Consider the following 18,060-nt stretch of genomic DNA (forward strand, 5'->3'; position numbering starts at 1 on the left):
AGTGGCGGATCTCACGAGGATATCCGGCCAGCTGCACCCCGGTCTCAGCGGCGGTACGGGTTGTAGGGCGCGCGGTCGAAGCGGTTCGGCACGCCGTCGTGGTCGGCATCGCCCCAGCCGCCCCAGTTGCCACGGCGCTCATGCTCGCGGTGATGGCGGTTGACGTAGTAGACCGGCTGCGGCTGGTAGTACACGGGGGGCTGCTCGTAGTACACCGGGGCCTGCTCGTAATACACCGGCTGCGGCTGCGTGTAGACGACCTGCGGCTGCGAGTACACCGGCGCCGGCTGCGCATAGCCGTAGGGCGCATTGAGGCCGATCGACAGGACCACGTCGGAGCGGGCCTGGGCCGCGGTGGCGGCGGCCAGCGCGCCGATGGCGATGGCGGCGGCCAGGAGAGGCTTGGCGTTGAAGATGCGGTTCATGCTGGCTCCTTGTTGAAGGTGACTGCATGGTGCGCCGCCCTCCATGAACGGCAACTGAACGAAACGCAACTTGTCGACCCGGCCCTGCTACAGCGCCATCGACGGCCGCCGGGCCATCGCCGCCCGCCAGCGCAGCAGGTGGGGATGCTGCTCGCCGGCCTTGACCTTCACCACGCGGGCGAAGTCCACCGCCACCACGGCGGTGATGTCGGCGATGCTGAAGCCGTCGCCGGCGATGTATTCGCGGCCTTCAAGCCGCGCATCCAGCATGGCGAAGAAGTCCTGCACGCGCAGCAGGCCGCGCTGCGCCAGCTCGGGGATCTGCGCATAGTCCCTGGGCCCCGGCAGCGCCCGGTTCACCATGCCCGGCGAGGCGTTGCGCAAGGCCTCGGCGATGGCCAGCAGGCCCTCGAATTCCATCCGCCAGTTCCAGCTCGCGATCTGCGCCTTTTCCAGCGGCGTGCGGCCCAGCAACGGCGGCTCGGGGCGCAGCGCCTCCAGATAGGCCGCGATCGCCGCGTTGTCGGTCAGCAGCGCGCCTTCCTCGGTCTGCAGCGCCGGCACGGTGCACTGCGGGTTGATGCGGCGGAACGCGTCATCGAACTGCGCGCCGCTGCGCAGGTCCACCTGCACCGTCTCGTGCGCCACGCCCTTTTCGGCCAGCAGGATGCGCGCGCGGCGCGGGCTGGGCGCGGTGGCGCAGTCGTACAGGGTGATCGTCATCGGGCGCGGCCCGGCGCTCACGGCGCCGTCCCCAGCTTGTCCTGCGTCCGGGTCTCGAAGTCGCTGGCGTCGTGCCGCTCGTGCAGCTGGCTGGCCGGCTCGCCCCAGGTGCGGTTGACCATGCGTCCGCGCCGCGCGGCCGGCCGCTGGGCGATCTCGTCGGTCCAGCGCAGCACGTGCTTGTATTCCTGCACCTGCAGGAACTCGCCGGCGCCATAGAGCTGGCCCTTGGCCAGCGCGCCGTACCAGGGCCAGATCGCCATGTCCGCGATGGTGTAGTCGTCGCCCGCCATGTAATGCGCCTGCGCCAGGTGGCGGTCCAGCACGTCGAGCTGGCGCTTGACCTCCATCGCATAGCGGTCGATCGGGTATTCCATCCTGGTCGGCGCATAGGCATAGAAGTGGCCGAAGCCGCCGCCCAGGAAAGGCGCGCTGCCCATCTGCCAGAACAGCCAGGACAGGCATTCGGCCCGCGCCGCGCCGCCCGCGGGCAGGAAAGCGCCGAACTTCTCGGCCAGGTGGATCATGATCGCGCCCGACTCGAACACGCGCACCGGCTGCGGGCCGCTGCGGTCCATCAGCGCCGGAATCTTGGAGTTGGGATTGACGGCCACGAAGCCGCTGCCGAACTGCGCGCCCTCGCCGATCGGGATCAGCCAGGCGTCGTATTCCGCGCCCGCGTGCCCAAGTGCCAGCAGTTCCTCCAGCAGCACCGTGACTTTCACGCCGTTGGGCGTGCCCATCGAATACAGCTGCAGCGGATGCCGCCCCACGGGCAGTTCCTTGTCGTGCGTGGCGCCGGCGATGGGACGGTTGATGCTGGCGAACTTGCCGCCGTTGTCCCGGTTCCAGGTCCAGACGGCGGGTGGGGTGTAGGCCGGGGAGTCGCTCATGCTCGAACCTTCATTGATGGGGACAGCCATCGTACTGCGGCGGACCTGCCGTCCTGGCGGCATCGCGCCGGGCGGCGCCGGCCGCCGCTTCGCTATATTCCCCGCAGTGGCCACAACAACATCATCATCCCGAGCCCAGGGCGGCCTGGCCAGCCGCATCGGGCGGCGCGGCCGCGAGCAGCGCGTCGCCCAGGCGGCCGGCGGCCTCACGTTCACCACGCTGCTGTCGATGGTGCCGCTGCTGGCGGTGAGCTTCGCGCTGTTCTCGCGCACCCCGGTGCTGCGCTCCACCGGCGAGGCGATCCGCGATCACCTGCTGCGCGGCCTGCTGCCGGACGACATCGCGCGCACCGTGCTCAAGCACCTGGGGCAGTTCACCGGCAACGCCGGCGGCGTCACGCTGGTGGGCTTCGGCTTCCTGCTGCTGTCGGCGCTGGCGCTGCTCCTGAGCGTGGAGAACACCTTCAACCGCATCTGGCAGGTGAAGAAGCCGCGGCCGCTGCTGCGCCGGCTGGTGCTCTACGCCTGCATCCTGGTGGCGGGCCCGGTGCTGCTCGGCGCCAGCCTGTGGGCGACCTCCTATCTGCTGCTGGCCTCCAGCCGGATGGTCGGGCCGCCGCTGCCGTGGCTGCCGCATGCGGTCAACATCGGCGCCGCGCTGCTGGGCGCCGCCGGCTTCGCCTGCCTGTTCCGCTTCGTGCCGAACACCACGGTGCGCTGGCGCGATGCGGTGGCGGCCGGCCTGCTGGCAGGCATTGCCTTCGAGGTCGGCAAGCGCGGCTTCGCCATCTACCTGGCCAACGTGCCCACCTACCGCACCATCTACGGCGCCTTCGCGCCGCTCACCGCCTTCCTGGTGTGGGTGTATTACTCGTGGTTCGTCACGCTGGGCGCGGCGGTGGTCTGCGCCAGCCTGCCGCGCGCCGGCGCGCCATCCGGCCGCCGGCTGTCACGCGCGTGAGGCGCCGGCCAGCACCCGCGCGGCGTCGGCCTGCAGGTCCTGCGCGATCGCCACCGCCAGCCGCAGCCGCCGCAGCAGCCAGGGCGTGAGGTCGTGCTCGCTGTCGGCGGGCAGCTCCAGCATCGGCGCCGTTTCCTCGCGCGCGGCCGACGGCGCGGCGCTGGCCGGGCCGGCGCCGGTCAGCGCGGCGGCGATGGCGAGGGCACCCCGGTCCAGCGGATCGCGCAGCAGCGTGAAGTCCAGCCGCTCGCGGCGCTGCAGCAGCATGGTCTTGATCGCGGTGAGCTGCGCCAGCAACTGGTAGCTGTGCCCGAGCATGCGTTCCAGTTCCTGCAGCGGCGGCCGCACCGCCTTCGGTTCCGACAGCGAGCGCTGCACCGCCTGCACCAGCGCCGACAGGCTGTCGTAGGCCTCGCGCCGCGCCAGCCGCCAGCCCAGCTCCGACTGGGTGTCGGGCGCCGCCTGCTGGCCCAGGCCGAGCGCCAGTTCCGTGTGCTTGGCCTGCGCCGCCAGCGCCCGCCGCACCAGCGCGCCGACCTGGGTGCGCTCCCACGACGGCAGCACGTAGCTGAACACCCAGGCGATGGCGACGCCGATCAGCGTGTCCATCAGCCGCTCGGCCACCTCGAACGCCGGCGGCGTGCCGGTGCTGAGCAGGTGGGCCTGGATCAGCGCCAGCACGGTGGCGGCCACCGCGGTGACCAGGTAGCGCTGGATCGCGAACGCGTGCGCGATGCCCTGCGCCACCGCCACCACCAGCAGCAGCACGACGGCCGGCACGTGCGCGTACAGCAGCGCGCCGGCCAGCAGGCAGCCCAGGAAGGTGCCCGCCACCCGGCTGTTGCGCCGCTCCAGCGTCTGCGCCAGGCTGCCGCGCAGCACCACGGTGATGGTCAGCAGGATCCAGTATTCGTGCGCGCCCCAGGGCAGGGCGACGCCGACCGCGTAGCCGGCCGCGATGGCGAGCGCCGCGCGGATCGCATGGCGCAGCGGCGGCGCGTCCCAGCGCCACAGCGACAGGAAGGGCCGCCAGGTCCACTTGGTGGGGCTGACGAACAGCTGCCAGGCGGTGCGCACCACCGCCAGGTCGGGCGGCTGCTCGCCGCGCGCCAGCGCCACCGACCGGGCCACTTCGTCGTGCAGGTGGCCCGCCCGCCGCGCCAGCGCGCTGGCCAGCATCTGCGGCGGCGGCGCGTGGATGTCGCGGCTGCCGGGCCCCGGCGCGATCGCGGCTGCGGCTGCCAGCGCGGGCCGCGCGTGCAGGCGCCCCGAGGCGCGCCGTCCCAGCATCATGGCGTGGGCCAGCTGGTCGAGGTCGCCGGCCAGCGCCTGGATCTCCACGCCCAGCACCTGCAGCAGCGCCTGGTGCTCGGGCATCGTCCGCAGCACGTCCAGGTCCAGCGCGCAGGCCAGCAGGTGGTCGCGCATGTCCAGCAACTGCATCAGCATGCCGGCCAGCTGCTGCCGCCGCGGCGTGCCGGGCGATTCCAGCAGGATGTTGCGGGCGGCCTGCAGCTGGTCGGCCAGCGCGGCCTGCTGCTTCATCAGGCGCCCCACCAGCGCCGTGCGCCGCTGCGCGTCCTGGCTCATGGTGAAGTGCAGGCCCTGCGTGCGCATCAGGTCGGCCACCGCATGCAGCGCATCGACCAGGGCCAGCACGCGGTAGCGCCGGTTCAGCAGCGAATTGGCCAGCGTGCCCCAGCAGGCGTACAGCATGCCGCCCAGGCCGAAGGCCAGCGTCGCCTGCAGCGCCTGGTCCGGGCCGGCCGGCGGCGGCGCGGCCAGCGCGAAGATCATGGCGAACATCACGGAGACCGACACCGGCAGCCCGCGTTTGCCCCAGGCCGCGCCCAGGAAGGCCACGAAGGTGGCCGACACCAGCAGCGCCATCAGGCCCAGGGTCGAGCCGCGCATCAGGGTGGTGGCGTAGAACAGCGGGGTGCCGATCAGCACCGCCGGCAGGAAGTGGGTGAACTTGCCGCGCCGCGGCCCCGGCTGGTCGGGCGGCGTCACGATGATCACGCCCACCGTCGCGGCGGCCGCCGCCTCCGGCCCGAGCAGCAGGTGCACCAGCGTCGAGATCAGCAGCAGGCCGGTCGCCGTGACCACGCCGCTGGTGACGTAGGAGCTCATGGCGATGCGCAGGGCGGATCGGAAGTGGTCGTTCAAGGCGGGACCTGGTGGCGCAGCGGGTGCGGGCCGCCAAGCATAAGGCGAGCCGCGCGCCACCACTTTCCCGCTGGTAGAGTCGGGCGGCACGGCAAGCCCGCCGGGCGAGCGATCCATGAACCGACTTCAATCCGAGCTGCAGCGCCTTTACCACTCGCCCGAGGCCGGTCAGGTGCGCGCGATGGTGCTGGAGGTCGGGCGGCCGGCCAGCTGGGACGCGCTGGGCAAGGCGTGGCGCGGCGTGCAGGCGGACCTGGGGCTGCCGGCCCCGGCGATCGCCGTCTCCGGCGCCGACGCCTTCCAGCTCTGGTTCTCGCTGGCGCAGCCGGTGCCGGCGCAACAGGCGATGGATTTTCTCGACGCGCTGCGGCGCCGCTACCTGGGCGAGCTGGCGCCGGAACGAGTGCGCATGCACCACGGCGCGGTGCTGCCGCCGCTGGAGGCCAGCCCCGGCCGCTGGTCGGCCTTCGTCGCCCCCGACCTGGCCGGCATCTTTGCCGACGAACCCTGGCTGGACCTGCCGCCCGGCCCGGAGGCCCAGGCGGAGCTGCTGTCGCGGCTGGAGAGCATCAAGCCGCAGGAGCTGGCAGCGGCCGCCAACGAGGCGCCCGCTCCCGCCGCATCCGCCCCCACATTCGCCGCCGCGCCTGAAGCCGGCCACGCCGGGAGCCCGGCGCCGTCGATTGCCGGCGGCGCCGATCCCAGGCGCTTCCTGCTGGAGGTGATGAACGACCGCGCAGTCGACCTGCGCCTGCGCATCGAGGCGGCCAAGGCGCTGCTGCCTTACGTCGAGGGGCAGCCGCCATGACCACCGACAAGACCATGGAGCCGGTCGTGAAGACCCTCGCCAACGGCGTGCGGCTGCTGGCCATCCCGCTGGCGCATGTGCAGAGCGCCAGCGTCGGCGTGTTCCTGCGGGTCGGCTCGCGCGACGAGACGCCGGCCAGCAACGGCATCAGCCACGTGCTGGAGCACATGGCCTTCAAGGGCACGACCACCCGCTCGGTGCAGGAGATCAACCTCGATGCCGAGCGGCTGGGTGCGGATGTCAACGCGTTCACCAGCAAGGACACCACCGGCTACTTCATGACCGGGCTGGGCCGGCACGCCGACCGCTTCCTGGAGATGACGGCCGACATCGTCCTGAACAGCACCTTCCCGCCGGCCGAACTGCAGCGCGAACTGCAGGTGATCCGCCAGGAGGCGATCGAGTCGCTGGAGGATCCGCAGGAAGGCTCCAGCGAACTGCTGGACCGCGCGATCTGGGGCGAGCACCCGATGGGCATGCCGGTGATCGGCACGGTGGAGAACATCGAGCGCTTCACCCGCGACGACCTGGTCGCCCACGTTGCGTCGCACTACGTCGCCGACAAGACCATCGTGGTGGCAGCCGGCAATCTGGACGTCGAGGCCTTCCTGGCCCAGGGCGAGCGGCTGTTCGCCGGCACGCTGCGCGCCGGGGGCACGCCGGCGCCGCTGGCCGCGCCGCGCTATGTCGGCGGCGCGATGGGCCAGCGCTTCAGCCAGGTTTCCCAGGTGTTCGTCAACATCGCCTACCCGCTGGCGCCGGCCGATGCCGGCCAGATGCTGGAGCAGCGCTGGCGGCTCGCGGCCTCGGTGGCGGCCATCCTGTTCGGCGGCGGCATGTCGTCGCCCTTCACCGACACCATCCGCGAGCGGCTGGGCCTGGCCTACAGCGCCGAATCGACCTCCGAGCACGGCGACACCTGGTTCAACTTCCTCGTCCACGCCGTCACGACGCCCGACAAGCTGGAGGAGCTGATGGCGGCCACCGGCGACCTGCTGCGCGAACAGGCGGTCCGGATCGACCCGGTGCACCTGGAGCGCGCCAAGAACCAGCTGGCGGTGTCGCGCGTGCGTTCCGCCGAGCGCACTTACGCGACGATGGAGCGCGCCGTCGAGGAGCTGTTCGTGCACGGAACGGTCACCGCCCCGGCCGACACCATCGCCATGATCGAAAGCATCAAGCAGGAGGAGGTGCGGGCCGTGTTCGAGCGCATGCTGCGCCATCCGCCGGCGCTGGCCATCACCGGCAAGGCCGCCACCACCAAGGCGGCCAGGACCCTGGCCGCGACGCTGTCCGGTGCGGCGGCGCGCTAGCCTTTGGCCTGCGTCGCCACCTGGGCGCGCAGCCGCTCTTCCTGCGCGCGCAGCTCCGGCGTCAGCGCCGCGCCGAAATCCTCGGCGCCGTAGATCTGCCGGATCTCGATTTCCGAATCGCCCGGCATCGGGTTGGGACAGCGCTTGACCCAGTCGATCGCCTCCTGCAGCGACGCGCATTTCCACAGCCAGAAGCCGGCGACCAGCTCCTTGGTCTCGGCGAACGGGCCGTCGATCACGGTGCGCTGCTTGCCCGAGAAGCGCACGCGGGCGCCGCGCGAGCTGGGATGCAGGCCCTCGCCGGCCTCCATCACGCCGGCCTTGACCAGCTCCTCGTTGAACTTGCCCATCGCGGCGAAATCCTGCTCGGTGGGCATGATGCCGGCCTCGCTGTCCTTGGTCGCTTTCACTAACACCATGAATCGCATGTCGGTCTCCTTCGGGTGGGATGTCGGCAGATTTTCCGCTCACCTGCACGACGAACGGCGCAGCCCGATTCGACAACCGGGCAAGATGGGGCCCCATCGGCAGGCATTTGACTTACACGATGGCATGGCGCGGCCGCCATGCTTGGCACTCACAGGATCGACGGGACCCATGTTTCAGCTTCGCTTTCAGCCCCAGCAGGGGCATTTCCTGGTCCACCTGGTCGGCCTGGTGTCGCTGCCGGCCTGGGAGGCCGGCTTGCGCGAGTTGCGCGAGGCCCTGGAGGGCCAGCCGGGGGACCGGCTGGTGGTGGACCTGACCGGGCTGGTCGGCTTCCTGGGCGTGCCCGAGCGCACGGCGGTCGGCAACCTGATGGCCGTGCACCTGAAGCGGATGAAGCGGGTGGCGATCCATGTCCAGGCCGAGAAGATCGCCGGCGTGGTCGAGGCGCAGGCGCAGCGCCAGGGGCTGGACCTGCGGGTGTTCCCCAGCCACGAGCAGGCGCTGGCCTGGGTGCTTTCCTAAGACCAGTCCCACACCGGCCGGCGCCTCCGTCCGGCAGCATCGGCCCCGCCCGGGCAGCACCCTTGAGCGGACTGAAACCACATCAAGGATGTTTCGATGCACAACAAGCTCCTGTTGACGCTGCTGATGGCCGCCGCCGCGACCGTCGCGGTGGATGCGAACGCGAAGAAACCGGCGCCGGCCAAGGTCGCCGCGCCGGCCAAGGTCGAGGCGGTGGCGGTGGACGTGGCTCCGCCTTCGGGCAGCTGGGAGTCGCCGCAGGCCCCCGCCAACGGCCACATCTGGTCGTCCGGCTACTACGAATGGAAGGACGGCCACTACACCTGGAAGCAGGGCGAGTGGATCCTGGACAAGCCCGGCATGGACTACCGCCAGCACAAGTGGGCGCAGCGCGCCGACGGCAAGTGGGTTCTCACCGGCGGCGACTGGGTCAGCGAGAAGGTCGCCGGCAGCAAGTAGGCTGGCGGCTGCGGCTCTCGGGCCCTCCGGGCCGGTCGAAGCCGCAATGGCAACGGCTACGCGGCCTTGCCGCCCTTGTCCAGGCTGCCGCTGGCCGGCAGCGTCTTCTCGATCACCGCGTCGTCCGGCACGTCGTGCGGGCCGTCTTCGTCGGGCATCGGGTTGCGCTCGTCGACCGCGTCCAGGTCGTCATCCGAATCGCTTGGCGGGGACTGTGGCGTGGGCATGGTTGCTCTCCTTCACAAGTGAATGGGGCGCCGGCAGCTCGGCGCCGCCGCTGCCGGCCGGCCCGGCGGCAATGGCGTCGGTCCAGCGGGCGACGTCGTCCGGCGTCATGGTGCTGGCCGGGGTCAGCCGGCCGTCCACGTAGCCGAGCCGTTCGACGTCGTGCAGGTACTGCTGGCGCGACAGCAGCGTGCCGGCGCAGACGCGTGGATCGTCGGCCGGCGGCTGCCGCGTTTCGGCCGCCAGCCGCGCAATCAGATTCTCCATCACCCAGCTCGGGATGCGGTGCCGTTCGCCCGGATAGACGAAGCCGAACAGCGTCAGGTGCGACAGCAGCACCCGCCAGTGCGGCCCGAAGCGCTGCAGCAGGCCGGGCCAGTCCACGCGCTCGGCGTTGGCCTGCAGCAGGTGGGCGATGTCGGCGCCGTCGTAGCGCTCGCGCTCCTGGATGAAGGCCTTGGACAGCAGCGCGTCCTCGATGTTGGCGACCAGCACCGGCACGCCCAGCACGTCGGCCTGCGCGTTGTCCTTGAACCAGAGCTCGCCCACCGGCGTCATGCCGTTTCCCGAATTGAAGATCAGGTCGATGAAATCCTCGCCAGCGTAAACCTTGCCCAGCCAGTGCGGGTAGGTGAGTTCCGCACGCCATCCCTGCGCCTGCGCCAGCGCGGCCACCCGCTCGTAGTCCTGGCGCCGGATGAACAGGTCCAGGTCCTTGGTGGAGCGGCGGATGCCCGTGAAGCAGGCATGGGCGAACGCCCCGCCGACCAGGAAGGGCACTGCCTCGTCGACCAGCAGTTGCAGGGCGCGGCGAAAGAAGGCTGCGGTCAGGGGCGGGACTTCGTCTTCCAGGGACGGTGCGAGCGCGATCGGTGAGGACATGCCGCTCAGGCTAACCGCGGCCGCGCGCGGCCGGCTGAGGTCCGGCGACCTCACACGAAGTCAGCCTCGGCCTACAGGCGGCGCACGGCGGCCGCGGCAGCATGGTGGCATGGGCAAATCCGCAGGCACCGTCCGCTTCGCCGTCGTCGGCGACATCCACGTCCACAAGGAATCGGGCGGCACGCTGCGCGCCTTCTTCGGCGCCGCCTCGGAGGCGGCCGACGCGCTGCTGCTGTGCGGCGACCTCACGGACTACGGCACGGCCGAGGAAGCGCAGGTGCTGGTGGACGAACTAAGCGCCGTCTCGGTGCCGATCGTCGCGGTGCTGGGCAACCACGATTTCGAATCCGGCACGCCCGAGGTGGTGGTGGACGCGCTGGCCAGGGCCGGCGTGCGCGTGCTCGACGGCGAGGCGGTGGAGATCGAGGGCGTGGGCATCGCCGGCGTCAAGGGCTTTGCCGGCGGCTTCGGCCGCGGCTCGCTGGGCGCCTGGGGCGAGCCGGCGATCAAGCTGTTCGTGCAGGAGTGCCTGAACGAGGCGATGAAGCTGGAGTCGGCGCTGGCCAAGCTGCGCACGCCCCGGCGCATCTGCATGCTGCATTACTCGCCCATCGTCGGCACGGTGCAAGGCGAGCCGGTGGAGATCTTCCCGTTCCTGGGCAGCAGCCGGCTGGAGGAGCCGCTGCTGCGCTATCCGGTGGACGCGATCTTCCACGGCCACGCGCACCGCGGCACGCTGGAGGGCAAGACCATCGGCGGCGTGCCGGTCTACAACGTGGCCAAGCCCCTGCTCACGCGCAGCTGGCCCGAGCGGCCGCCGTTCCGGCTGTTCGAGCTGCCGCGGGACTGAGCCTGTTGCTTTTCGTTGACGGCCGGAGGGCAAGATGCCTGGCGGCACCCGGCGATCGAGCCGGCCGGCGCAAGCCTCATTACCATCTCATCCAACAAGAAGGGGTTGGGATGAGGAATCTAATCTGCATCATGCTGGCCTTGCTGCCGGCAGTTTCCGGCGCCGCCATGTTCCGCTGCGGCAACGTGTACCAGGACCGGCCCTGCGCCGAGATGCCCGGCCAGGAGATCCGGCCCTCGGGCATCTCGGTGCCCTCGGGCGCCGCGGTGACGGTGCCGGGCGCAGGCAGCCGCCCTGCCGGATCGAAGGCGGCCGCCACGCAGTTCTGCGCGCAGAAGGGCCAGCAGGCCGAGAAGATCGTCTGGAAGCGCGAGGGCGGTGCGTCGCGCGACGACCAGATCGCGGAACTGGGGAGCCGCCGCGGCATGGTGAACGGCCAGGAGCTGGAACGGCTGATCCGCGACGTGTACACGCGCAAGGGGTCGGCGATCGAGATCCGCGGCCTGGTCGAGGCCGACTGCATGCAGCGCCAGCCGCACCGGGTGGTGGAGAAGGCGGACGCCGCCACCTGTGCGATGTACCGCGACATGCGCACCCGGCAGGAGATCCAGTCGCGCGCCGCCAAGAACCAGTCGCAGATCGACCTGTTCAACCAGGTCAAGCGCGAGATGGACGACAAGATCGCCGACGCCGGCTGCTAGGAGCGCGCATGAACAGATCGATTGCCCTGCTGCCGGTGTTGCTGCTGGCCGTGCTGCCGGCGGCGGTGGAAGCGGCCCTGTTCCGCTGCGGCAACAACTACCAGGACCGCCCCTGCGATGGCGCCACGCCGGGCCGCGAGCTCAAGACCTGGGACGGCGGATCGCGAAGCGCAACTCCGCCTGCCGTCGCGGCGCCCGCCGCCGCCACGCCTGCGCCCGCGCCACCGCGCGCTGCGCTGCCGACCTCGGCCAGCCAGGAAGGCGTGTCGATCCAGACGGCGCTGGCCAAGGGCAAGGGCCGCGTCACCATCAGCAATGACAGCGGCGCCGAGATCTGGTTCAACGTGATCGAAGGCGAGCGCAACAGCCTGGCGTGGATCCCGGTCGCCGTCCCCGGCGCCGGGCTGGCGCCCGGCAAGTCGCGGGATGTCGACGCGGGCCGGGTCGCCGCCGGCAGCGCGGTGCAGGTCAACTGGTGGCACCAGGGCGACAAGAAGCTCAGCGAGGCAGAGCCGGTGATCTGGGGCCCGGACCATGTCCGGTCCTCGGTGCTCAGGATGCCCTGAGGTCCAGGGCGGGCAGCCTGTCAGCTGTCCCAGCCGCCGCCGTCGTCGGTGCCGAAGGAGCCGCCGCCATCGTCCCACGAGGCGGTGTCGTCGATGCCGAAGTTGTCGGGCAGTGCCGCGCCGCCTGCGCCGCCCAGCGAGCCCAGGCCGGCATCGTTGGCCAGAGAAGAATGGCTGGCGGAGCCGGCGCCGGAGGGCAGGTCGCCGCTGCCGCCCAGCCCGTGCTGCGAGCGGTCCCCGCCCAGCAGGTGGCGGCCGATCTCCTGCGCCGCCAGCGCACCGGCGCCCACGGCCAGCCCGGTTGCCAGCCCGCCCATGATCTGGCTGCCGCGGCCAGGCGGCGGGGCATCGCCGGGCGGCGGACCATAGCCCGGCTGCGGCCCGTACCCCGGCTGCTGGCCCCACGCGGCATCCGGCACCGGATTGGCCGCAGAGCCGCCGCCGGCCGGATAGGCGGCCGGCGCCTGCTCGCGCGCCGCGCGCCGCGAGCGCAGCACGAAGGCCACGACGATGGCGGCGCAGGCCACCAGCAGCAGGGCGCCCCATGGGAAGGACGGGGCGGGCGGCGTGTCGCGCACCACGTCGGCAGCCGGCGCCACGCTGGCCCGGGCGCGCGCCGGCGGCGAGGCGCTCAGCTTGTCGCGCAGGGCCTGCACCGCGTCGGGCCGCGCGAACGGCAGGCCCGGCGCCAGCGATTCGGCGCGCGCCAGCGCCTCGCGCGCCGGCGCGGCGTTGCCGGCGCCGGCCTCCAGTTCGGCCAGCACGAAGTGGGCCTTGGCGCTGTTCGGGTGCTTGCGCAGCACCTCCTGCGTCATCTGCCTGGCCTGGTCGATCCGGCCGGACTGGGCGACGGAATAGATCTGCTGGATGGTCGGCTCGTCCTGCGCCACGGCCAGCCCGGCCAGGCCCAGCGCCGCCGCCGCCAGCAGCATCGTCCTGAGGATTCGCATGAACATCGAGACACACTCCTTGGCACGGCACCGGCCGTCGCAACCAAGGTATGTGCGCTGCGCCGGATTGCAAGCGCCCGGCGCGGCGGGGACGCCGGCTAGCTGCCCTCGCTCTTCCAGCAGAGAATCACCGTGCGCTCGTCCGGCGCGCCGCCGTAGTACTTGTCCAGGCACTGCCGGAACACCTGCTGGCCCGGCTCGGCGGCCATGAACAGGGTCAGGCAGGAGCGGAACTTCAGGTCGTCCGGATGGCCCAGGATGTCCTCGATGTCGTCGTTGGGCACCTGCAGCAGCAGCCCACAGCATTCGAGCAGGCGCGGGCCGAGCACCGGGTGGGCCAGGTAGGCGCGGGCCTCGGCCACCGAGTCCAGGCCGTAGCGCTTGGCCATCGCGCTGTGCCCGAGCGCGGCCAGCTGCGGAAACACGAACCACATCCAGTGGCCGGACTTGAAGCCGCGCCGCAGCTCGCCGCGCACGGCGTCGATCACGGGCGCCTGGGCGCTGACGAAGCGCTCGAGATCGAATGGGTCGGCGGCCATGCGCAAGTTTAGTGCGCGCCGATGGAAGCACCAGCCCTTGCCTCACCCTCCGGTTGGAGGGCGACGGCACCGAAGGCGCCGAAAAGCCTGCCGCTGGCGGCGAACTTGATGTAAAGCAAGGCCGGCGCAGCGCGGCCGGCGCATGCTTGTCCATGCAGGAGAGCAGACATGATGAGACGCAAAGCCAAGCCCCTTCCGAAGGCCACGCCCGACATCGTCGAGGAAGCCGAATTCGCCGCGCCGCCACCGATCCTGGAGCGCCCCGACGGCTACTACTGGCAAGGGGCGCATGCGCAGGCCGAGGTGGGGCCGTTCGAGAGCTACGAGCTGGCGCAGGCCAACCGCGACGCGGTCGGCGACGAAAGCGAGTCCCTGCGCGAGGCGGAAATCGGCATCGGCATGAACGAATGGATCGATGCCGAAACCGGGCAGCCGGCCGAAGGCCAGTCGCCGCCCCACCTGGAAGAAGAGTAGCGACCGCGCGCGCACGGCGCGCTTGATCTGGATCATCGCCCGCGCCGGACGCGGGCCTAGAGTTGACCGATCTTCCTGGAGATTCCCCATGAACATTTCCTCCCTGTGCACGCGCGAGATCGTGGCGGTTGCGGCCGACGCGTCGGTGCGCGAGGCGGCCGAGGCCATGCGGCGCGGCCACGTGGGCGCGGTGGTCGTCACCGATCCGGCCGAGCCGGGGCGTGCCGTCGGCATGGTCACCGACCGCGACCTGGTGCTGGAACTGCTGGCCACCGGCCGGCCGCCCGAGGCCCAGCCGATCGGCGCGCTGTGCAGCACCAAGCTGGTCGGCGTGCCGTCCACCGCCTCGGTGCAGGAAGCGGTGCGCACCATGCAGAAAGAGGGCGTGCGGCGCCTGCTGGTGGCCGAGCCGGGCGGCAACCTGGCCGGCGTGCTGTCGGCGGACGACCTGTTCGAAGCCATCGCCGGCGAGCTCGGGGGCCTGGCCGGCGCGCTGCGCGAGGGCACCGCGCGCGAAGGCGTGCGCAACGCGCCGGGAGCGGACATTCCCCGCGCGCTCTACCTGACCCGCAACGAACCCTGAGCGCACACAGCCAAGAGGTATGCCGATGAAGCCCGAACCGAACCCCCAGCGCGACGAGCCGCCGATCCCCGACAAGGAAATCCAGCAGGGCGGCAGCCGGGGCATCGTCACGGACGAGGTCCTGAAGCGGGTGGTCAAGCAGCACCCCAAGCGCGACGAGCCCAAGGTGGACAGCGTGGAGCCGGACGAAACGCCGCCGTGAAGCCGGCCGCGGCGCCGCGCTGGGAACATTTCGACCACGGCGCCGACATCGGGGTGCGCGGCATCGGCCCGACCCCGGCGGCCGCGTTCGAGCAGGCGGCGCTGGCGCTGACCGCGGTGGTCACCGATCCGCAGCGGGTTGCGCCGCTGGCGCCGGTATCCATCGCCTGCCAAGCGGCCGATCTCGACTTGCTGCTGGCCGACTGGCTCAACGCGCTGGTCGGCGCGATGGCGGTGCGCCGCATGCTGTTCGGCCGCTTCGAGGTGCGGCTCGATGGCGCCCGCCTGCAGGCGACGGCCTGGGGCGAGCCGACCTCGGTGCAGCGGCACCAGCCTGCGGTCGAGGTCAAGGGCGCCACCTACACCCAGCTGCGGGTCGCCCGCACGCCCGAAGGGGAGTGGATGGCCCAAACCGTCGTGGATGTCTGACCATGGAACTGAAGGACCTGATCCGCCGCGGCCCCTGCGCATGGGAAATCCCCATGCGCGGGCCGATGAAGGTGCCGGCCGTGGTCTACGGCAACGAGGCGCTGGTGCGCGAGATGGACGACAAGGCGCGCGAGCAGGCCGTCAACGTCGCCTGCCTGCCCGGCATCGTCCGCGCCTCCTACGTGATGCCGGACGGCCACTGGGGCTACGGCTTTCCGATCGGCGGGGTGGCCGCCTTCGACGCCGACCAGGGCGGGGTGGTGTCTGCCGGCGGCGTCGGCTTCGACGTCTCCTGCGGCGTGCGCTGCCTGCACACCGGCCTGCGGCGCGGCGACGTGCTGGGCGTGCAGCAGAAGCTGGCCGACGCCCTGTTCGCCGACATCCCGGCCGGGCTCGGCAGCCAGGGCGCGATCCGGCTGAACCACCAGGAGATGCACGACATGCTGGTGGGCGGCGCGAAGTGGGCGGTGCGCAAGGGCTGGGGCTCGGAAGCCGACCTCGACCGGATCGAGGAGGGCGGCCAGATGCTGCATGCCAAGCCCGGCTTCGTCTCCGACCTGGCCAAGACCCGCCAGCGCCCGGAGATGGGCACGCTGGGCAGCGGCAACCACTACCTGGAGGTGCAGGAGGTGGGCGAGCTCCACGACGCCGCCATCGCCGATGCCTTCGGCCTGCACGGCGGCGACATCGTGGTGATGATCCATTGCGGCTCGCGCGGCCTGGGCCACCAGATCGGCACCGATTACTTGAAGCGCATGGTGGAGGCGGCGCCGTCCCACGGGCTGGTGCTGCCGGACCGCGAGCTGGCCTGCGCGCCGCTGCGCTCGGAACTCGGGCAGCAATACCTGGGCGCGATGCGCGCCGCCATCAACTGCGCGCTGGCCAACCGGCAGATCCTCACCCACCTGGTGCGCGCCGTGTTCGCCCGCGTCCTGCCGCAGGCGCGCCTGCCGCTGCTGTACGACGTCTCGCACAACACCTGCAAGCAGGAGCAGCATGTGGTGGACGGCCGGCGGCGCGAGCTGTTCGTGCACCGCAAGGGCGCCACCCGCGCCTTCGGCCCGGGCCATCCGGACCTGCCGGCGGCGCTGCGCGCGGCCGGCCAGCCGGTGCTGATCGGCGGCTCGATGGGCACCGGCTCCTACGTGCTGGCCGGCACCCAGGCGTCCGAGGGCCTGGCCTTTTCGTCGGCCTGCCACGGCGCCGGCCGGGCGATGAGCCGGCACCAGGCCTCCAAGAACTGGCAGGGCCGCCAGGTGGTGGACGAGCTGGCGCGCCAGGGCATCTTCGTGCGCAGCCCGTCGCCCCGCGGCGTGGCGGAGGAAGCGCCGGGCGCCTACAAGGACGTCGCCGCCGTGGTGGACGCCGCCGAACAGGCGGGGCTGGCGCGCAAGGTGGCGCGGCTGCGGCCGCTGGTCTGCGTCAAGGGGTAGCGGCGGTCCGCTTGGCGACGCCGAAGCGCAGCGCGCCGCCGCGCAGCGACGAGAACTTCAGCGACAGCAGGTCCAGCAGGTAGTTCTGGTACATCCGCCACGGCGCGTGGGCGCCCTGCCGCGGCAGCAGCGCCCTGGCGCGCTGGATGTAGCCGGAGCTGAGGTTCAGGAAGGGCTGGGTCAATGCCATCGCTTCCTCGTCCGCCACCGGCACGACCGAGTCGAGGCCGCGCCGCTCCATGTGGTTGAGCAGCCGGCAGACATAACGCGCCGCCAGTTCGCACTTGAGCGTCCACGAGGCGTTGGTGTAGCCGGTGGCCACCGCCATGTTGGGCACCCCGCTGTACATCACGCCGCGGTAGACCAGCGATCGGCCCGGATCCGCCGGCATGCCGTCGATGCTGACGCGAGCGCCGCCCAGCATCTTGAGCTGCAGCCCGGTGGCGGTGACGACGATGTCGGCCGGCAGCTCCGCGCCCGAGGCCAGCCGGATGCCGGTGGGCGTGAAGCGGTCGATGGTGTCGGTGACGATGGAGGCCTTGCCCGCGCGGATCGCCTGGAAGATGTCGGCGTCCGGCGCGATGCACAGGCGCTGCTCCCACGGGTTGTAGCTGGGGGACAGGTGCCGGTCGACATCGAATTCCGGGCCCAGGAAGTGATGGGACGCGCGCTTGAGCAGCGCCCGCGCCCGCACCGGCCAGCGATGGCAGTACTGGTAGAACGCGGCCGCCAGCAGGATGTTCTTCCAGCGCACCAGCCGGTAGGCCAGCGCGCGCGGCAGCCGCCGGCGGATCGCGGCGCCGACCTTGTCGCGCGCCGGCAGCGCCACGATGTAGCTGGGCGAGCGCTGCAGCATGGTGACGTGGGCGGCGCTGGCCGCCATCTCGGGCACCAGCGTGATGGCGGTGGCGCCGCTGCCGATCACCACCACCCGGCGGCCGGCGTGGTCGAGGTCGGCCGGCCAGTGCTGCGGATGCACGATGCGGCCGGCGAAGCTGTCGCGGCCCGGCCAGTCGGGCGCGTGGCCCGCCTCGTAGTCGTAGTAGCCGCTGCAGAAGAACACAAAGCGGCAGCGGATGGGAAGGGCGGCGCCGTCCTGCGTGCTGCAGCTCACCGTCCAGCGCGCCTGGGCCGAGTTCCAGTCCGCGCCGGTGACGCGGTGGCCGAAGCGGATGTGCTTGTCGATTCCTTCCTCGCGCGCCGTCGCTGCCACGTACTCGCGGATCGCCGGCCCGGGCGCGAAGGACGCATCGCTCTCCCAGGGCCGGAAGCTGTAGCCCAGGGTGAACATGTCGGAGTCGGAGCGCACACCCGGATAGCGGAACAGGTCCCAGGTGCCGCCGATGGCCTGCCGCCCTTCCAGGATCACGTAGCTCAGTTGCGGGCACAGCGCCTGCAGGTAATGGCCGGCGGCGACGCCCGACAGGCCGGCGCCGATCACCACCACGTCGAACGAGGAAATGCCGGGGTCGCCGGACTCGAGCGCTGCCATGCGGTGCACGCTACCATGCTTTTTTTCTGGAGC

The 18,060-nt window shown here is 71.6% G+C and carries 23 protein-coding genes; 13 read left to right on the forward strand and 10 right to left on the reverse strand.

Going from position 1 to position 18,060, the window contains the following annotated elements; translation table 11 throughout:
- Positions 1-44 precede the first annotated feature (44 nt).
- The 3 genes from ACFPOE_RS22275 to yghU all read right to left on the reverse strand — a co-directional run bounded on the left by ACFPOE_RS22275 (position 45) and on the right by yghU (position 2,041).
- Positions 45-425: a hypothetical protein gene (locus ACFPOE_RS22275; protein WP_376852538.1), complete on the reverse strand. Its 381-nt coding sequence runs from the start codon at positions 423-425 to the stop codon at positions 45-47.
- Positions 426-512: 87 nt separating this feature from the next.
- Positions 513-1,148 carry a glutathione S-transferase family protein gene (locus ACFPOE_RS22280; protein WP_376852539.1) on the reverse strand — a complete coding sequence of 212 codons (636 nt, stop codon included), beginning with the start codon at positions 1,146-1,148 and terminating at the stop codon, positions 513-515.
- Positions 1,149-1,165: 17 nt separating this feature from the next.
- Positions 1,166-2,041 carry a glutathione-dependent disulfide-bond oxidoreductase gene (yghU, locus tag ACFPOE_RS22285; RefSeq protein WP_376852540.1) on the reverse strand — a complete coding sequence of 292 codons (876 nt, stop codon included), beginning with the start codon at positions 2,039-2,041 and terminating at the stop codon, positions 1,166-1,168.
- Between the two features lie 106 nt (positions 2,042-2,147).
- Between yghU and ACFPOE_RS22290 the strand changes: the two genes are divergently transcribed.
- On the forward strand, positions 2,148-3,002 hold the full coding sequence (locus ACFPOE_RS22290) for a YhjD/YihY/BrkB family envelope integrity protein (RefSeq protein WP_376852541.1): 855 nt from the start codon (positions 2,148-2,150) through the stop codon (positions 3,000-3,002).
- On the opposite strand, the gene ACFPOE_RS22295 is transcribed toward ACFPOE_RS22290, so the two are convergent.
- Complete coding sequence (locus ACFPOE_RS22295) at positions 2,991-5,171, reverse strand: FUSC family protein (RefSeq protein ID WP_376852542.1); 2,181 nt, start codon at positions 5,169-5,171, stop codon at positions 2,991-2,993. The genes ACFPOE_RS22290 and ACFPOE_RS22295 overlap by 12 nt on opposite strands.
- 115 nt (positions 5,172-5,286) lie before the next feature.
- Here ACFPOE_RS22295 and ACFPOE_RS22300 point away from each other — a divergent pair, with 115 nt between their 5' ends.
- Positions 5,287-5,979: a hypothetical protein gene (locus ACFPOE_RS22300; protein ID WP_376852543.1), complete on the forward strand. Its 693-nt coding sequence runs from the start codon at positions 5,287-5,289 to the stop codon at positions 5,977-5,979.
- A complete protein-coding gene (locus ACFPOE_RS22305) occupies positions 5,976-7,292 on the forward strand; it encodes a M16 family metallopeptidase (protein ID WP_376852544.1) in 1,317 nt (438 codons plus the stop codon). The genes ACFPOE_RS22300 and ACFPOE_RS22305 overlap by 4 nt, the downstream gene beginning before the upstream one ends.
- Here the strand turns inward: ACFPOE_RS22305 and ACFPOE_RS22310 are convergent.
- Complete coding sequence (locus ACFPOE_RS22310) at positions 7,289-7,720, reverse strand: YciI family protein (RefSeq protein ID WP_376852545.1); 432 nt, start codon at positions 7,718-7,720, stop codon at positions 7,289-7,291. The genes ACFPOE_RS22305 and ACFPOE_RS22310 overlap by 4 nt on opposite strands.
- Positions 7,721-7,889: 169 nt before the next feature.
- Between ACFPOE_RS22310 and ACFPOE_RS22315 the strand changes: the two genes are divergently transcribed.
- Both ACFPOE_RS22315 and ACFPOE_RS22320 read left to right on the forward strand, forming a co-directional pair.
- The gene (locus ACFPOE_RS22315; RefSeq protein WP_376852546.1) at positions 7,890-8,243 is read left to right on the forward strand and encodes a hypothetical protein; all 354 of its coding nucleotides are present in this window, start codon (positions 7,890-7,892) and stop codon (positions 8,241-8,243) included.
- Between the two features lie 96 nt (positions 8,244-8,339).
- Positions 8,340-8,702 (forward strand): hypothetical protein, encoded by a 363-nt coding sequence (locus ACFPOE_RS22320; RefSeq protein WP_376852547.1) that lies wholly within the window; start codon positions 8,340-8,342, stop codon positions 8,700-8,702.
- A 56-nt stretch (positions 8,703-8,758) separates the two neighbouring features.
- On the opposite strand, the gene ACFPOE_RS22325 is transcribed toward ACFPOE_RS22320, so the two are convergent.
- Together ACFPOE_RS22325 and ACFPOE_RS22330 are read right to left on the reverse strand one after the other, a co-directional pair.
- Complete coding sequence (locus ACFPOE_RS22325; RefSeq protein WP_376852548.1) at positions 8,759-8,929, reverse strand: hypothetical protein; 171 nt, start codon at positions 8,927-8,929, stop codon at positions 8,759-8,761.
- A complete protein-coding gene (locus ACFPOE_RS22330) occupies positions 8,892-9,809 on the reverse strand; it encodes a nucleotidyltransferase family protein (protein ID WP_376852549.1) in 918 nt (305 codons plus the stop codon). The genes ACFPOE_RS22325 and ACFPOE_RS22330 overlap by 38 nt, the downstream gene beginning before the upstream one ends.
- Before the next feature lie 109 nt (positions 9,810-9,918).
- Between ACFPOE_RS22330 and ACFPOE_RS22335 the strand changes: the two genes are divergently transcribed.
- The 3 genes from ACFPOE_RS22335 to ACFPOE_RS22345 all read left to right on the forward strand — a co-directional run bounded on the left by ACFPOE_RS22335 (position 9,919) and on the right by ACFPOE_RS22345 (position 11,926).
- On the forward strand, positions 9,919-10,659 hold the full coding sequence (locus ACFPOE_RS22335) for a metallophosphoesterase family protein (protein WP_376852550.1): 741 nt from the start codon (positions 9,919-9,921) through the stop codon (positions 10,657-10,659).
- A 110-nt stretch (positions 10,660-10,769) separates the two neighbouring features.
- Entirely contained in the window at positions 10,770-11,360 is a 591-nt protein-coding gene (locus ACFPOE_RS22340; protein ID WP_376852551.1) for a hypothetical protein, read from the forward strand.
- An 8-nt stretch (positions 11,361-11,368) separates the two neighbouring features.
- Positions 11,369-11,926 (forward strand): hypothetical protein, encoded by a 558-nt coding sequence (locus ACFPOE_RS22345; protein WP_376852552.1) that lies wholly within the window; start codon positions 11,369-11,371, stop codon positions 11,924-11,926.
- A 20-nt stretch (positions 11,927-11,946) separates the two neighbouring features.
- On the opposite strand, the gene ACFPOE_RS22350 is transcribed toward ACFPOE_RS22345, so the two are convergent.
- Positions 11,947-12,882, reverse strand: coding sequence for a tetratricopeptide repeat protein (locus ACFPOE_RS22350; protein WP_376852553.1), 936 nt, complete (start codon positions 12,880-12,882; stop codon positions 11,947-11,949).
- Positions 12,883-12,974: 92 nt separating this feature from the next.
- The gene (locus tag ACFPOE_RS22355) at positions 12,975-13,415 is read right to left on the reverse strand and encodes a DUF1810 domain-containing protein (RefSeq protein ID WP_376852554.1); all 441 of its coding nucleotides are present in this window, start codon (positions 13,413-13,415) and stop codon (positions 12,975-12,977) included.
- 168 nt (positions 13,416-13,583) lie between these two features.
- Between ACFPOE_RS22355 and ACFPOE_RS22360 the strand changes: the two genes are divergently transcribed.
- The 5 genes from ACFPOE_RS22360 to ACFPOE_RS22380 all read left to right on the forward strand — a co-directional run bounded on the left by ACFPOE_RS22360 (position 13,584) and on the right by ACFPOE_RS22380 (position 16,535).
- Positions 13,584-13,889 carry a hypothetical protein gene (locus ACFPOE_RS22360; RefSeq protein WP_376852555.1) on the forward strand — a complete coding sequence of 102 codons (306 nt, stop codon included), beginning with the start codon at positions 13,584-13,586 and terminating at the stop codon, positions 13,887-13,889.
- 88 nt (positions 13,890-13,977) lie between these two features.
- Positions 13,978-14,472 carry a CBS domain-containing protein gene (locus tag ACFPOE_RS22365; RefSeq protein ID WP_376852556.1) on the forward strand — a complete coding sequence of 165 codons (495 nt, stop codon included), beginning with the start codon at positions 13,978-13,980 and terminating at the stop codon, positions 14,470-14,472.
- Positions 14,473-14,497: 25 nt separating this feature from the next.
- Positions 14,498-14,674, forward strand: coding sequence for a hypothetical protein (locus ACFPOE_RS22370; RefSeq protein ID WP_376852557.1), 177 nt, complete (start codon positions 14,498-14,500; stop codon positions 14,672-14,674).
- The gene (locus ACFPOE_RS22375; RefSeq protein WP_376852558.1) at positions 14,671-15,102 is read left to right on the forward strand and encodes an archease; all 432 of its coding nucleotides are present in this window, start codon (positions 14,671-14,673) and stop codon (positions 15,100-15,102) included. Before ACFPOE_RS22370 ends, ACFPOE_RS22375 begins: the two co-directional genes overlap by 4 nt.
- Positions 15,103-15,104: 2 nt before the next feature.
- A complete protein-coding gene (locus ACFPOE_RS22380; protein ID WP_376852559.1) occupies positions 15,105-16,535 on the forward strand; it encodes an RtcB family protein in 1,431 nt (476 codons plus the stop codon).
- Here ACFPOE_RS22380 and ACFPOE_RS22385 read toward each other — a convergent pair.
- On the reverse strand, positions 16,525-18,027 hold the full coding sequence (locus tag ACFPOE_RS22385; protein ID WP_376852560.1) for a flavin-containing monooxygenase: 1,503 nt from the start codon (positions 18,025-18,027) through the stop codon (positions 16,525-16,527). The genes ACFPOE_RS22380 and ACFPOE_RS22385 overlap by 11 nt on opposite strands.
- Positions 18,028-18,060 lie beyond the last annotated feature (33 nt).

The organism is Caenimonas terrae (assembly GCF_042655405.1).
GTDB classification, from domain to species: Bacteria; Pseudomonadota; Gammaproteobacteria; order Burkholderiales; family Burkholderiaceae_C; genus Ramlibacter; species Ramlibacter terrae_A.

Excerpts from the sequence above, each read along its gene's own strand:
- ACFPOE_RS22340 (WP_376852551.1), top strand. The coding sequence starts at position 10,770 with ATGAGGAATCTAATCTGCATCATGCTGGCCTTGCTGCCGGCAGTTTCC.
- ACFPOE_RS22300 (WP_376852543.1), top strand. The coding sequence starts at position 5,287 with ATGAACCGACTTCAATCCGAGCTGCAGCGCCTTTACCACTCGCCCGAG.
- ACFPOE_RS22320 (WP_376852547.1), top strand. The coding sequence starts at position 8,340 with ATGCACAACAAGCTCCTGTTGACGCTGCTGATGGCCGCCGCCGCGACC.
- ACFPOE_RS22360 (WP_376852555.1), top strand. The coding sequence starts at position 13,584 with ATGATGAGACGCAAAGCCAAGCCCCTTCCGAAGGCCACGCCCGACATC.
- ACFPOE_RS22380 (WP_376852559.1), top strand. The coding sequence starts at position 15,105 with ATGGAACTGAAGGACCTGATCCGCCGCGGCCCCTGCGCATGGGAAATC.
- ACFPOE_RS22370 (WP_376852557.1), top strand. The coding sequence starts at position 14,498 with ATGAAGCCCGAACCGAACCCCCAGCGCGACGAGCCGCCGATCCCCGAC.
- ACFPOE_RS22335 (WP_376852550.1), top strand. The coding sequence starts at position 9,919 with ATGGGCAAATCCGCAGGCACCGTCCGCTTCGCCGTCGTCGGCGACATC.
- ACFPOE_RS22315 (WP_376852546.1), top strand. The coding sequence starts at position 7,890 with ATGTTTCAGCTTCGCTTTCAGCCCCAGCAGGGGCATTTCCTGGTCCAC.
- ACFPOE_RS22355 (WP_376852554.1), bottom strand. The coding sequence starts at position 13,415 with ATGGCCGCCGACCCATTCGATCTCGAGCGCTTCGTCAGCGCCCAGGCG.
- ACFPOE_RS22350 (WP_376852553.1), bottom strand. The coding sequence starts at position 12,882 with ATGTTCATGCGAATCCTCAGGACGATGCTGCTGGCGGCGGCGGCGCTG.
- ACFPOE_RS22345 (WP_376852552.1), top strand. The coding sequence starts at position 11,369 with ATGAACAGATCGATTGCCCTGCTGCCGGTGTTGCTGCTGGCCGTGCTG.
- yghU (WP_376852540.1), bottom strand. The coding sequence starts at position 2,041 with ATGAGCGACTCCCCGGCCTACACCCCACCCGCCGTCTGGACCTGGAAC.
- ACFPOE_RS22385 (WP_376852560.1), bottom strand. The coding sequence starts at position 18,027 with ATGGCAGCGCTCGAGTCCGGCGACCCCGGCATTTCCTCGTTCGACGTG.
- ACFPOE_RS22280 (WP_376852539.1), bottom strand. The coding sequence starts at position 1,148 with ATGACGATCACCCTGTACGACTGCGCCACCGCGCCCAGCCCGCGCCGC.
- ACFPOE_RS22275 (WP_376852538.1), bottom strand. The coding sequence starts at position 425 with ATGAACCGCATCTTCAACGCCAAGCCTCTCCTGGCCGCCGCCATCGCC.
- ACFPOE_RS22310 (WP_376852545.1), bottom strand. The coding sequence starts at position 7,720 with ATGCGATTCATGGTGTTAGTGAAAGCGACCAAGGACAGCGAGGCCGGC.
- ACFPOE_RS22325 (WP_376852548.1), bottom strand. The coding sequence starts at position 8,929 with ATGCCCACGCCACAGTCCCCGCCAAGCGATTCGGATGACGACCTGGAC.
- ACFPOE_RS22365 (WP_376852556.1), top strand. The coding sequence starts at position 13,978 with ATGAACATTTCCTCCCTGTGCACGCGCGAGATCGTGGCGGTTGCGGCC.
- ACFPOE_RS22330 (WP_376852549.1), bottom strand. The coding sequence starts at position 9,809 with ATGTCCTCACCGATCGCGCTCGCACCGTCCCTGGAAGACGAAGTCCCG.
- ACFPOE_RS22305 (WP_376852544.1), top strand. The coding sequence starts at position 5,976 with ATGACCACCGACAAGACCATGGAGCCGGTCGTGAAGACCCTCGCCAAC.